The organism is Providencia sp. Je.9.19 (assembly GCF_051129765.1).
In the GTDB taxonomy this organism is placed as follows: domain Bacteria; phylum Pseudomonadota; class Gammaproteobacteria; order Enterobacterales; family Enterobacteriaceae; genus Providencia.
Map to the genome: position 1 here is coordinate 479,391 of NZ_JBCPSS010000002.1, position 13,730 is coordinate 493,120.

The window sequence follows — 13,730 nt, forward strand, 5'->3', positions numbered from 1 at the left end:
AAAAAATAATCAGGGATTGTACGATAATCTGGCGTGAGAGTGTAAAAAATCCTAAATATTCGCGAAGATCAAGACGATCTTTAATGAGGTTGAGGAATAAAACGGCAATAACGACTTATTTTATTTCGAGTACTTTTAAAATTAGTATGAGCGACATTGCCGCAATGCTGGTGGAAGCTAAGACAAGAAATAAGCTATTGTCTATTTTTAAACCAATATTGTGATAGTTTGGGCTTAAGTGTCTTTTTAGTGATATTAAAACAAAAAGTACTGCGCCTAGTACGGCTCCAGATAGCATCAACCATGAAGCCTCGATCAATCCTATACGTAAAAATAACAGTATATTCAGTGCGAGTAGAAGCAAGGTACGGCTCCATGCCTGCTGTGTTCGTTCTGATTGCAGTCCAGAATCTCGCATAATGATCTCTATAGTAAAATGTATAAAACAGAAATAATGGCAGAGATAACAATGAACATAGCCACCAATATTAAAAAAGAGGTGTACTGCAATGGCTTGTCTTGACGCATAGCGATTTCGTTTTGCTTCCATCTACAGAGCGCCATGACAGCGGTGATCCCCCCGGCAAAGGCGAGTAAAAGCGTTAATGTAAATTTTACCCATCCTAACGATATATCGTGCAGCAACTGCTCTATCGCGATTGCTCCTGCTAAAAACGCAAGCGCAGTGCGGATCCAGGCTAAAAAGGTTCTCTCATTAGCTAATGAAAATCGGTAATCCGGTGTTTTTCCAATATTTTTCCAGTTCTTTTTTTCTATATTCATATGGGGTCCGTAGTTTTTGGCTCATCTCTTGAAATTAATATTGAGAAGGAAATCACAAAACAATGACGACAGTGTGGGCTTTATTGGTCTGATGATATATTAATCTAAATGTTATAACAATATAACAATCGATCTTACTTAAACATGCCGCAAGAGAGGCTCTATGGATCTCGATACAATATCAAAAAAAATTATTCAGTTATCAGGCGGTTCTGAAAACTTCGTCCATGTCACTAACTGTATGACTCGCGTTAGAATGACATTAAAAGATGAAAGTCAGGCTGACGTTGCTGGCTTAAAAGCATTGCCCGGGGTACTCGGTGTTATTAGTGATGAAACATTACAAGTCATTGTAGGACCAGGAAAATGTAATAATATTGCTGATGCTATTAATCAGCAATTAGCAAAGGGTGAACAACTTGAATCAGAAACATTTAGCTCAGATAGTGAAAATGGGGTCATTCAAAAAGCTGAAATTGCTCGAAATAAAGCGAAGAAAAAAACGCCAGTAAAAGCTATTTTGCGTGTGATTGCGAATATATTCATTCCGCTATTGCCCGGTTTAATTGCAGCCGGAACATTAATGGGTATCAATAATATTATTGTGAACTCTGCTAGTGCAGAGGCGCTAACTCAGGGGATACAGGCAACGGCTAATTTATCAGCGGCTCAAGTTATTTTGCAACAAAAAGGCTTGCTGGAAATTAGTACAATAATGGGCATTATCGCGAGTGGCTTATTTAGTTTGCTGGCGGTATTCACGGGTATTTTTGCAGCGAAAGAGTTTAAAGGAACCGAAATCCTTGGTGGGATTATCGGCGCTATAACTATCGCACCTCAAGTTGCAGTCATTGGATTAACGCCGGGGCAGGGTGGCTTGATCGGGGTTATTTTTGCTGTGTGGATATGTTGTTGGCTAGAACGTCGATTACGTCGATTTATTCCAAGTATGATAGACGTTATTGCGACACCTACAATAACTATTATTATTATGACGGGATTATTGCTTTTTGGCATCATGCCTGTTGCAGGTATTGTGTCCAATGTCATTTTAGGATCGTTATCAGGAGTACTGGAACATGGCGGCTTAGCGGCCGGTTTCTTACTTTCATCATTATTCCCTTTCCTGATTTCATTGGGGTTACATCAAGGGTTAATTCCAATTCATCTCGAGCTAATTCAAGCTACAGGTCATTCTCAGTTATTTGCCATTCAGATCATGAGTAATTCAGGCATGGTTGGCGCGGCTATAGCGGTACTTTTATTAACCAAAGACCCCGTGATGAAACGTGTCGCAAAAGGTGCAATACCGACCAGTATTTTAGCCGTCGGAGAGCCAACTATTTTTGGTGTCAATATCCCTGCTGGGTTTGCCTTTATTACAGGATCTATTGGCGCAGGTTTTGGTGGAATGATGATAGTGCTACTCGATGTCACGGCTAATGGAGTCGGTGCAGCTGGTCTCTCCGCTTTGCCGTTGATTGCTGATGGCAAATATCTTGAATATATCCTGAGTTGGTTGGTTGGGTGCAGTATTGCGTTTTTGCTCACTTACTTTGTTGGGCGCATCAGAAAGTATGAATAAGAAAAGGAATTGATGATGAAAGCTGTGATGTTAATGTTTGACTCGTTGAATAAACATATGTTGTCTGCCTATGGTTGCCAGTCAACGATAACACCTAATTTTGAGCGGTTAAGAAAGCGCTCTCTTAAATTTGATAATTTCTATGTGGGTAGTATGCCATGCATGCCTGCGAGAAGAGAATTACATACAGGGCGATATAATTTCCTACATCGTAGTTGGGGACCTATTGAACCGTTTGATGAATCAATGCCTGAAATTTTAAAAAAACGAGGTATTCATACACATTTAGTCACCGACCATAAGCATTATTGGCGAGATGGTGGGGCAACTTATCACTCACGTTTTTCAACCTATGAATTTATTCGTGGGCAGGAAGGCGATAATTGGAAGGGGGTAGTCAATAAACCTATTGTTCATTATGAATCTGGTGAGACTGAAGAAAATAAGCAACGCAAAATAGCGAGCCGTACACAGCACTTGATTAATCAGCAATATATGCAAGATGAAAAAGATCATCCGTTAGTGAAAACGATTAATCATGGTATTGAATTTATAGAAACAAATCAGGATGCTGATAATTGGTTTTTACAACTTGAATGTTTTGATCCACATGAGCCGTTTTATGTGCCTGAAAAATATTTGCAAATGTATGGATTATCAAATCAAGATTTTGACGGATGGCCTCCTTATTACTTAGTGACCGAAGATGAATCACGACAGAAAGTGATCCGCGGCTTTTATCAAGCACTTGTCACTATGGTGGATGAGTATGTTGGCCAAGTATTAGATGTCTTTGATAAATATAATCTTTGGCAAGATACCATGTTGATTGTTAATACGGATCATGGCTTTTTGCTTGGTGAACATGAGTGGTGGGGGAAAAATATTATGCCCCTTTATAATGAAATCGCGAATACGCCATTTTTTATATACCATCCAGAAATTACTTCGGTGAATGAGTCTAGGAAAATGTTAGCTCAATCCATTGATATTCCAGCGACATTATTAGATTATTTTAATGCACCAATACCGCCAAACATGCAGGGTAAAAGTTTAATCTCAGGGCTAGAAAATGACTCTCCGATTCGTGAATATGCTCTATTTGGCTATCATGGTTGCCAAATTAATATCACTGATGGTGAGTTTGTATATATGCGTTCGCCAGTTGTACAGGGGACAGAAGGCCTCAATGATTACACATTGATGCCGACGCGCATTAATCGACGCTTTACGCCAAAAGAGCTACAAGGAACTCAATTACATGAAGGGTTTGATTTCACACAAGGCTGCGCAGTGCTTAAAATTCCCGCAACGAGTGTGATGACAACTGATTCCGATCGCTTTGGTCACCGTTTATATAACGTGAAACTTGATCCTCAGCAGATATCACCGATTGTAGAATTTGAAACCGAATGTCGCTTATTAGAGAACATTCGTTTGATGATGATAGCGAATGATGCGCCATTAGAGTTATTTGCACGATATGGGTTATCTAAGAACGATGCGGTTAACATGGAACAAATAGCGCTTGAACACCTATATATTGGCGCAGCAGCAACAGCGCTTGATAGCTATGAATTAGCGCAAGATGTGAAGTATGGGGTGATGTCCTTATTACAATATATCGACACCCGAAAACTGGGGGACATTAGAGAGAAGCTACTAAATCAATTAAATAAGTCTCTGAGCCAAGAGCAGTTAATTGCTTTCATTATTGATAATTTCCCTACAGAAAACCATAATGAGCTAATGTACCGGGTAGCTCTGGAAATGAGATTGAAATAATAATGAGCTATTACCCGGTTGGCTTAAACTGGGTAATAGCGATTATGGTTATATGAAAAAACAATTGGATCACAGTGCGCATTCGAAACCTTTATATGCACAAGTTTATGATATTTTAGTCGATAAACTGAACAAGGGTGAATATCGTAAAAATGATACCTTTCCAACAGAGGCTGAATTTCAGGAAATGTTTGGTATTAGTCGGATCACGGCGCGAAGAGCCCTTTCTGAGCTAGAAAAAGAGGGTTATGTCAAACGTTCTCGTGGGGTAGGTACGTTAGTTATTCGTAATTCGAAAAAGGCTTATGCGACTATTCATACTCAAATTTTGGGTGCGCCAACACTTCGAGTTAAACGTAAAATTATTTCGATAATCAAAATAGCACCAAATGCTGAAATTTGCGAAATAATGAATTTAGCTCAAGGTACAGAGCTGATCCGTGTTGAACGAATTATTGCCAAAGGTAAATTAAATATTCAGTACAATTGCTTCTACTTTTCACCTTGTATTGAAAGCGTCACTGAACATGACTTAGAAGAATCCATTTATTTATTCTTAGAGTCTCAAGGGCTGAACTCAAATCATTATACTGAGAAATTATCTGCAGTTATTCCGACAAAACAGGAAATGAAGTTGCTTAATATCGATGAAAAAACTCCAGTATTTTCGCGTCGCCGCATCGATTATAACAAAGCTAATGAAGCTATTTTGTATATGGAAGGTAGTTATCTTAGTGATTATTATGAATATAAAGTAAATGGAAGCTAGCATTCAGCTATATTTCATCACTTAAGAAGGTCATTATGAAAAAAGCGTTTCACATTATGGCAAAGCCAACTAGCTATCAATGTAATTTAAAATGTGATTACTGCTTTTATCTTGAAAAAGAGCATCAACAGGGATTCGGGAATCAAAAACTAAAATGCATGGACGATAATGTATTACGTGAATATATACGTCAATATATTGCATTATCCCCAGCGAATGAAATTGATTTTACTTGGCAAGGGGGAGAGCCAACCATGGCGGGGTTGGACTTCTTTAAGCGAGTTATTCATTATCAAAAACGTTATAGCAATGGTAAACAGATTTATAATAGCCTGCAAACTAATGGGGTTTTATTGAATTCTGAATGGGCTGCGTTTTTAAAAGAACACCAATTTTTAGTGGGGATTTCACTCGATGGCCCCGATTGGCTTCATGATATTTATCGTAAATCAAATTCTGGTAATTCAGTATTTAATAAAGTTATTAATGCGATTAATTTATTAAAAGAGCATCAAATTGATTTTAATATTTTAACGGTTATTAATAATGAAACAGCAAAATACCCGGAAGAAATTTATCGGTTTATTACTGAAGTTTTAAATGTTAATCATGTTCAATTTATCCCAGTTGTTGAGCATGAAATGCAAAACATGCCAGTACAACACTTAAGCTACCCACAAGAAGCGGGAAGTAAACAATTAACGCCATGGTCAATTACCGGCAAGCAGTACGGTGACTTTATTAAAAAAGTGTTTGATCTATGGGTTAAAAAAGATGTCGGTAAAGTTTTTGTGCAGTTATTTGATAATTCACTTGCCGCGTGGTCTGGGGATATGCCTAGTTTTTGTGTGATGCAGCCTTCCTGTGGTTATGGATTAGTTGCAGAACAAAATGGGGATATTTATAGTTGCGACCATTTTGTTTATCCTGAATTTAAATTAGGTAATTTATTAACTAAGCCACTTAATAAATTAGTTTATAGTAAACAGCAGCAGCGTTTTGGGCAGCAAAAATTAAATCTTTCTACCGCATGTCAGCAGTGTGAATTTAAATTTGCTTGTCATGGTGGTTGTCCGAAACATCGAACATTAAAAGTAGAAAATAAATGGCATAATCATTTATGTGAGGGATATAAGGCTATTTTCTCTCATATTGACCCTTATATGCGATTTATGGCGAATGAACTGAAATATTATCGATCACCTGCATCCATAATGGACAATTTGCATTTATTTCATCAATCCCATGTAGTCACTAATAATATTCCTATCAGACAGGTAAATTAGTTTTCTCTGTCGAATCTGATAAAAGACAGCTAGTCATAACTTCTTAATAAGAGATAAAAAAATACCGGAAAGTAGAACTTTCCGGTATCGATTGACGATGACTAAAATATCAGAGATTCAGTAAATTAATCCTGAATACCCAGCTTTTTCTCCAAATAGTGGATGTTAGTACCACCTTTTTGGAAATTCTCATCATTCATGATCATTTGGTGCAGTTCAATATTGGTCTTAATGCCATCGATGATCAGTTCATTTAGCGCATTTTTCATTCGAGAAATGGCAATTTCACGGGTCTCACCGAAAGTAATAAGTTTACCAATCATTGAGTCATAATACGGAGGTACGGTGTAGCCTGCGTAAATATGTGACTCCCAACGCACACCAAAACCACCTGGAGAGTGGAAACGTGTGATTGTACCTGGACTAGGCAGGAAGGTATGCGGGTCTTCTGCGTTGATACGACACTCAACAGCATGACCGTGCACAACAATTTCTTCCTGCTTCACAGATAAAGGCATACCTGAAGCAATACGCAACTGTTCTTTAATCAAGTCAATACCGGTGATCATTTCTGTCACTGGATGTTCAACTTGAATACGGGTATTCATTTCAATGAAATAAAATTCACCGTTTTCGAACAGGAATTCAAACGTACCTGCACCACGATAACCGATTTCGATACAAGCGTTAGCACAGCGCTCACCGATATTACGGCGAATTTCAGGAGTAATGCCCGGTGCTGGTGCTTCTTCAACGACTTTTTGGTGACGACGTTGCATTGAACAGTCACGTTCTGCTAAATAAATAGCATGTCCTTGACCATCAGCCATCACTTGGATTTCAATATGACGTGGATTTTCAAGGTATTTCTCCATGTAAACCATGTCATTATTGAATGCGGCTTTTGCTTCTGCACGAGTCAGATTTATTGATGATTCCAAATCTTTTTCATTACGAACAACACGCATACCGCGACCACCGCCACCGCCAGACGCTTTAATGATTACTGGGTAACCAATGCGTTTGCCAATAGCTTTATTTTTTTCAGCATCATTACCTAGTGGGCCATCAGAGCCTGGAACACAAGGGACGCCGGCAATTTTCATCGCTTTAATTGCTGAAACTTTATCACCCATTAGGCGGATGGTTTCAGCTTTTGGACCGATAAAAATAAATCCTGATTGTTCAACTTGTTCTGCAAAATCAGCATTTTCAGACAGGAAACCATATCCTGGGTGAATTGCTTGAGCACCTGAAATCTCCGCCGCAGAAATAATTGCAGGGATATTTAGGTAGCTTTTTGCTGATGCGGCAGGACCAATACAAATAGTCTCATCCGCCAGCAATACGTGTTTTAGATCTCTATCTGCCGTGGAGTGAACAGCGACAGTCTTAATGCCGAGTTCTTTACAGGCACGTAGAATGCGCAGTGCAATCTCTCCACGGTTAGCGATAACAATTTTTTCCAGCATGGAAACGCCTCGTTATTCGATAACAACCAATGGCTCGTCAAATTCTACTGCATCACCGTTTTGCAACAGAATGGCTTTAACAACGCCGGCTTTATCTGCTTCAATTTGGTTCATCATCTTCATCGCTTCAACGATACAAAGAGGATCACCTACGCTAACTGTTTGACCAACTTCAACAAAAGATTTTGCTTCTGGGCTTGGTGCGCGGTAGAAGGTTCCAACCATTGGGGAACGAACTTGGTGACCAGAAACAACAGCAGGTGCTACTGAAGCGGCTTCTTGAACAACAGCAACTGCGTTAGCAAGTGCAGGTTGTGGCGCAGCAGGAGCGGAATAAAATTGTTGAGGTGCCGGCATCATTTGAGACGCTGGTGCTAAGCGGCTGATACGTACTGACTCTTCACCTTCAGAAATTTCCAGTTCAGAAATGCCAGACTCTTCGACTAGTTCGATCAGCTTTTTAATTTTACGAATATCCATGGATATGATTCCGTACTCTTATATTTTAATTGAATTAATTAGATGCAGACGGTTAACCGCTGCCTGTAAAGCAAAACTGTAACCATCAGCACCAAGACCACAAATTACACCGACAGCTTGGTCGGATAAATAAGAATGTTGGCGAAATGGTTCTCTTGCATGCACATTAGATAGGTGGATCTCGATAAACGGGAGTGCCACTGCCAGTAATGCATCACGTAAGGCAACGCTAGTATGCGTGAATGCCGCTGGATTAATTAGAATAAAATCAGTATTACCTCGTGCAGCATGAATTGTATCAATCAGTTCATGTTCTGCATTTGATTGAAAATGACTTAATTTTACACCTAACTTTTCAGCTTCTAGTGTTAGCTTGGACACAATACCTGTAAGCGTTTGAGTACCGTACTTATCAGGTTCTCTCGTTCCTAGCAGGTTTAGGTTTGGTCCATTAAGAAGCAAAATGTGAATATCTTCTGTCATTGTGCTGCTAACTCCGACGATACGCCAATAGTCCGACAACATAACCTGATGTAGGCGGTTTGTCATCTCTTATCATGAAAATAAATAGATTTTTGGCTGACAAAGAACGCATTATAATTATTTCGTAGCATATAGCAGCAAAATACTGGTCTTATCAGAGAAATTACCCGAAATTATTTTATAAATTGTGCGGTAATCCATACTTTTACTTAATGATGCAAAATAAATATGGAACCGCACAAATCGCGTTATTCAGCGCGAAGATTAACAAGGGTACGCCCTGTTACCTGATTATTTAAGAGTTTTTTTGCATATTCTACTGATTGTTCTAATGTAATTTCAGAACTGATTTGTTCGTAGAATGATTCAGGCAGTAGCTGTGCCAAGCGCTCCCATACTTTTGAACGCTTCGCCGCTGGGTAATACACTGAATCGACACCTTGTAAGCGCACATTACGTAAAATAAATGGCATCACTGTGGTGGGTAAGGTAAATCCACCTGCTAAACCGCAGGCTGAAACGGCGCCATTATAGCTAATTTGTGCCAGTAAATTGGCAAGAAGATCGCCACCAACTGTATCAATGGCACCCGCCCAAAGCTGTTTTCCTAAAGGTTTTGCCGGATGAGTATAGTCGCTGCGAGGTAAGATTTTTTTAGCGCCGATACTGCGTAAGTAATCGCTATTTTCTTCACGACCAGAAATCGCCACCACATCATAGCCAAGTGCAGTTAATAGTTGAATAGCAACGCTGCCGACTCCACCACTTGCCCCACTTACGACAATTTCGCCTTTATCGGGTGTAATACCAGCCTCTTCTAATGCATTAACGCAAAGCATTGCCGTGAAACCAGCGGTACCAATAATCATTGCTTTTCGCAAGGAAAGTGTTTCAGGTAAAGGGGTTAAATAATCGGCTGGGACTCTTGCTTGGGTTGCAAGGCCACCCCAATGTGTTTCACCAACTCCCCATCCAGTCAGTAAGACATGCTGACCTACGTGAAATCGAGGATCTTCGCTGTGATGGATGACGCCAGAAAAATCGATACCAGGTACCATTGGATAATTGCGGACGACGCCAGCTTTGCCATTGATAGCAAGGGCATCTTTGTAGTTAAGTGTTGACCAGTGAATATCAACGATGACGTCACCTGATGGTAGTTTATCTGTCGATAATGCTAAAATTTCAGGGACAATTTTTTCCGCTTGTTGCTGGAGGACGAGGGCTTTCATTGTTCACTCCTAATAAGTGATTAACTATGTATTCGATTAACTTATCATATCAAAATTGCTTTTATTGGTATCAGTACGGTATTTAGGCGCTAGTTTATGTAATTAATTTGTAAAAATGCATTTTTTTTCTGGCATAAATAGGCATTTATCATGCAGAATATCGCACTGTGACGAATTCATTTTGCATACTGATATAAATATGGATTATTTCTAGTTGATAATATAGAGCGAACCATCGTTGGGTACAGCTGTTTCATTATAAAATGAGCCAGTACGTAGCAATAATTAAAATATCTTATTATTATTTGAACTTGTAGATAGAATAACTTGTCACATTGATTGAATGAAAAAGGATGGAGCATATAACAGCTAAAAAAGGGTTGTTTAATTCAAAATATGCGTAATTTTACGCAATGATGAGTATGGCTTGAATTAATAACTATTTTTGAAGTTTTTATCTGCTTCGTTTGGAAAAGAAGCATGTACAGTTAAAGTGTGTAACCCACAGATGAATTAACCATATTTAGAGAAACACCTCATTAACGCCTTGAGGCTGCTTCGAGTGGTTGGTAGAGTAGACGGGTTTATATTCGTCCCCAGCTTGCAGGATAACCCTTTCGTTATGTTTAAAAAATTTCGTGGCATGTTTTCTAATGATTTGTCGATTGACTTGGGTACAGCCAACACCCTCATCTATGTCAAAGGACAAGGCGTAAAATTAAATGAACCCTCTGTTGTTGCTATTCGTCAAGATCGCTCAGGCTCGTCAAAAAGCGTGGCTGCGGTTGGTGGTGAAGCTAAACAGATGCTGGGACGTACACCGGGTAATATTTCAGCAATCAGACCGATGAAAGATGGGGTTATCGCTGACTTTTATCTGACAGAAAAAATGTTACAGCATTTCATCAAGCAAGTGCACAGTAATAGTTTTCTGCGTCCAAGCCCTCGCGTACTGGTCTGCGTACCTGTCGGCGCGACGCAAGTTGAACGTAAAGCTATTCGTGAATCTGCATTAAGTGCAGGTGCTCGTGAAGTCTTCTTAATTGAAGAGCCAATGGCTGCCGCTATTGGGGCAGGCTTACCTGTTTCAGAAGCAACAGGTTCAATGGTTGTGGATATCGGTGGTGGTACTACTGAAGTAGCTGTTATTTCATTAAATGGTGTCGTGTACTCTTCTTCAGTACGTATTGGTGGTGACCGTTTTGACGAGGCTATTATCAATTATGTCCGTCGTAACTACGGTTCTTTGATTGGTGAAGCGACGGCTGAGCGGATCAAACACGGTATCGGTTCTGCATTTCCGACAGATGAAGTTCTTGAAATTGAAGTTCGTGGCCGTAACCTAGCGGAAGGGGTTCCACGCGGCTTTAAAATGAATTCAAATGAAATTCTAGAAGCGTTGCAAGAACCACTAACTGGTATTGTTAGTGCCGTAATGCTAGCGCTAGAACAGTGTCCACCTGAATTAGCGTCTGATATCTCAGAGCGCGGAATGGTATTAACAGGTGGTGGTGCACTGCTTCGTAACTTAGATCGTTTATTAATGGAAGAGACGGGCATCCCAGTAATCGTTGCAGAAGATCCTCTGACTTGTGTCGCCCGTGGTGGTGGTAAAGCGTTAGAGATGATTGATATGCACGGTGGTGACCTGTTTAGCGAAGACTAAATAACGCCATAGGCCGGCTGGGGAAAATTGCTCCAGCCGCTGCTTTGACTTTTTTGATTCTCTGACATTAGCGAAACTCTGCCACTCATGAAGCCAATTTTTAGGCGAGGCTCATCCCTACAGTTACGCATCTTTTTTGCAGTCATAATTGCATTAGTGCTGGTGGTGATTGACCATCGTTTTGAGCCTTTCAATAAAATCCGTAACTATTTAGACACGGCAGTCAGCCCGTTCTATTTTTTAGCGAACGGACCGCGCCAATTTCTTGATAATGTTTCTGAGAGCTTTTCTTCACGTTCACAACTTCAATTTGAAAATAAAGCGTTGAGTCAGGAACTATTACTCAAAAAAGCGGATAACCTGCTTCTCGAACAATTAAAACAAGAAAATTCCCGTTTGAGAGAGTTGTTAGGTTCGCCACTTCGTCAAGATGAGCACATGATGGTGACCCAAGTCATTTCAGGTGCCAATACACCTTATCGTGACCAAGTTGTCATTGATAAAGGCAGTAATGAAGGTGTGTATGAAGGGCAGCCCGTAATTAGTGATAAAGGCGTTGTTGGCCAAGTCGTTGGTGTGAGCTATTTTAATAGCCGGGTTTTATTGATTTGCGATACGGCTCATGCGTTACCCGTGCAAGTTTTACGCAATGATGTTCGTGTGATTGCTGCGGGTTCTGGATGTGCAGATGACCTTTTATTAGAGCCATTACCTGAAAATACGGATATTCGCGTGGGCGATGTGCTTGTGACTTCCGGTCTTGGTGGTCGTTTTCCTGAAGGTTATCCTGTTGCTGTTGTGTCAGCGGTAAAGCATGATACTCAACGGGCTTATACAATAATCAGTGCAAGGCCAAGTGCAGAGCTTCAACGACTACGTTATTTATTATTATTATGGGGTAATGGGAGTGAACCTGCGGTTCCAATGCCACCGTCTGAAGTTTATCGTGCGGCAAATGAGCGTTTGATGAAAGTTCTTCCTCAAGTGCTACCTAATCCGAGCGAAATACAAGGGCCACCATTACCACCATCGCCGGAACCACAGCCATAATAAGGGTAAACAATATGGTTATGGGTAGGAGAATTAACTAAATGGATGAATACCGTGGCAATGGTCGTGGCATTATTTGGTTATCTTTTTTTATTGCATTGATCCTGCAAGTGATGCCTTGGCCTGAACAATTAGCTTTCTATCGTCCCACATGGCTATTATTAATCCTGATTTATTGGGTGATGGCGTTACCTCATCGTGTTAGCGTCGGAACCAGCTTTGTTTTAGGTGTGATTGTCGATTCTATTCAAGGCTCGGCATTAGGGGTTCATGGCCTTTCATTTAGCATTATTTGCTACCTCGTCTCGTATAAGCATCAATTATTAAGAAATATGGCACTTTGGCAGCAAGCCTTAGTCATCGCCTTTCTTACCGTAATTCAAGATTTATCAGTCTTTTGGGCTGAATTTCTATCTTCACAGGTATTATTCCATCCACAAGTATTCTGGAATAGTCCAGTGAATGGTATTCTGTGGCCATGGTTATTTTTGTTATTACGAAAAATTCGTCGTCAGTTCTCAGTGTGTTAAGACTTTAGCTGTCGGCAAGCATTGGAAATATTGCTTATGAGTCTGATTTATTTGGCATCAGGTTCACCGAGAAGACGGGAACTGGTGCAATTACTTGACTACCATTTTGAAATTTTACGTCCTGAAGTGGAAGAAAAATGGCAGCAAGGAGAACAACCGCAAGAATATGTACAACGTTTAGCAAGAGAAAAATCGTTGGCAGGTGTCGCGATTGCACCACAAGATAGACCCGTTTTAGGTGCTGATACAATTGTTGTCCTAAACGGAGAAATATTAGAAAAGCCGCGTGATGCCGCACATGCCGAAGAAATACTGCGTACATTATCCGGACATACACATCAGGTGATGACGGCGATTGCATTATCGGACAGTCGTTTGACGTTAAATTCACTGATTGTGACAGATGTGACATTCCGCGAGTTATCTTTGTCAGAAATACATGATTATATCCAATCAGGCGAACCAATGGATAAAGCCGGCGCTTATGGTATACAAGGCATTGGTGGGCGTTTTATTCGTCGCATTAATGGTAGCTACCATGCTGTTGTTGGTTTACCGTTGGTCGAAACAGATGAATTAATACAGCAATTTTTAGCGTAAGGTTGATGG

The 13,730-nt window shown here is 40.2% G+C and carries 14 protein-coding genes; 8 read left to right on the forward strand and 6 right to left on the reverse strand.

All coding sequences use genetic code 11. The annotated features are described in order from the left end of the window. Window positions 1-115 precede the first annotated feature (115 nt). Together AAZR93_RS11405 and AAZR93_RS11410 are read right to left on the reverse strand one after the other, a co-directional pair. Window positions 116-418: a DUF202 domain-containing protein gene (locus AAZR93_RS11405; RefSeq protein WP_434719877.1), complete on the reverse strand. Its 303-nt coding sequence runs from the start codon at window positions 416-418 to the stop codon at window positions 116-118. Between the two features lie 8 nt (window positions 419-426). After that, window positions 427-783 carry a YidH family protein gene (locus tag AAZR93_RS11410; protein WP_294106435.1) on the reverse strand — a complete coding sequence of 119 codons (357 nt, stop codon included), beginning with the start codon at window positions 781-783 and terminating at the stop codon, window positions 427-429. A 163-nt stretch (window positions 784-946) separates the two neighbouring features. On the opposite strand from AAZR93_RS11410, the gene AAZR93_RS11415 reads away from it, so the two are divergent. From AAZR93_RS11415 to AAZR93_RS11430, 4 genes are read left to right on the forward strand one after another with little or no spacing between them, the layout of a single operon-like run. After that, window positions 947-2,368: a PTS transporter subunit EIIC gene (locus AAZR93_RS11415; protein ID WP_434719878.1), complete on the forward strand. Its 1,422-nt coding sequence runs from the start codon at window positions 947-949 to the stop codon at window positions 2,366-2,368. A 15-nt stretch (window positions 2,369-2,383) separates the two neighbouring features. Continuing rightward, on the forward strand, window positions 2,384-4,153 hold the full coding sequence (locus tag AAZR93_RS11420; protein ID WP_434719879.1) for a sulfatase: 1,770 nt from the start codon (window positions 2,384-2,386) through the stop codon (window positions 4,151-4,153). A 52-nt stretch (window positions 4,154-4,205) separates the two neighbouring features. Beyond that, complete coding sequence (locus AAZR93_RS11425) at window positions 4,206-4,922, forward strand: GntR family transcriptional regulator (RefSeq protein WP_294106444.1); 717 nt, start codon at window positions 4,206-4,208, stop codon at window positions 4,920-4,922. 35 nt (window positions 4,923-4,957) lie between these two features. Beyond that, window positions 4,958-6,208, forward strand: coding sequence for an anaerobic sulfatase maturase (locus tag AAZR93_RS11430; protein ID WP_434719880.1), 1,251 nt, complete (start codon window positions 4,958-4,960; stop codon window positions 6,206-6,208). Window positions 6,209-6,333: 125 nt separating this feature from the next. Here AAZR93_RS11430 and accC read toward each other — a convergent pair whose 3' ends face one another. The 4 genes from accC to acuI form a co-directional block, all read right to left on the reverse strand. Next, window positions 6,334-7,680 (reverse strand): acetyl-CoA carboxylase biotin carboxylase subunit, encoded by a 1,347-nt coding sequence (accC, locus tag AAZR93_RS11435; protein WP_434719881.1) that lies wholly within the window; start codon window positions 7,678-7,680, stop codon window positions 6,334-6,336. Between the two features lie 12 nt (window positions 7,681-7,692). Next, window positions 7,693-8,160, reverse strand: coding sequence for an acetyl-CoA carboxylase biotin carboxyl carrier protein (gene accB, locus AAZR93_RS11440; RefSeq protein WP_294106450.1), 468 nt, complete (start codon window positions 8,158-8,160; stop codon window positions 7,693-7,695). An 18-nt stretch (window positions 8,161-8,178) separates the two neighbouring features. Further along, window positions 8,179-8,643: a type II 3-dehydroquinate dehydratase gene (gene aroQ / locus AAZR93_RS11445; RefSeq protein WP_294106953.1), complete on the reverse strand. Its 465-nt coding sequence runs from the start codon at window positions 8,641-8,643 to the stop codon at window positions 8,179-8,181. A 248-nt stretch (window positions 8,644-8,891) separates the two neighbouring features. After that, entirely contained in the window at window positions 8,892-9,875 is a 984-nt protein-coding gene (gene acuI, locus AAZR93_RS11450; RefSeq protein ID WP_434719882.1) for an acrylyl-CoA reductase (NADPH), read from the reverse strand. A 622-nt stretch (window positions 9,876-10,497) separates the two neighbouring features. Between acuI and AAZR93_RS11455 the strand changes: the two genes are divergently transcribed. The 4 genes from AAZR93_RS11455 (at window position 10,498) to AAZR93_RS11470 (ending at window position 13,721) form a co-directional block, all read left to right on the forward strand. Continuing rightward, a complete protein-coding gene (locus AAZR93_RS11455; RefSeq protein WP_294106454.1) occupies window positions 10,498-11,541 on the forward strand; it encodes a rod shape-determining protein in 1,044 nt (347 codons plus the stop codon). An 87-nt stretch (window positions 11,542-11,628) separates the two neighbouring features. After that, window positions 11,629-12,591, forward strand: coding sequence for a rod shape-determining protein MreC (gene mreC / locus AAZR93_RS11460; RefSeq protein WP_434719883.1), 963 nt, complete (start codon window positions 11,629-11,631; stop codon window positions 12,589-12,591). A 41-nt stretch (window positions 12,592-12,632) separates the two neighbouring features. Next, window positions 12,633-13,121 (forward strand): rod shape-determining protein MreD, encoded by a 489-nt coding sequence (gene mreD / locus AAZR93_RS11465; protein ID WP_294106459.1) that lies wholly within the window; start codon window positions 12,633-12,635, stop codon window positions 13,119-13,121. Window positions 13,122-13,157: 36 nt separating this feature from the next. After that, entirely contained in the window at window positions 13,158-13,721 is a 564-nt protein-coding gene (locus tag AAZR93_RS11470; RefSeq protein ID WP_294106460.1) for a Maf family protein, read from the forward strand. Window positions 13,722-13,730 lie beyond the last annotated feature (9 nt).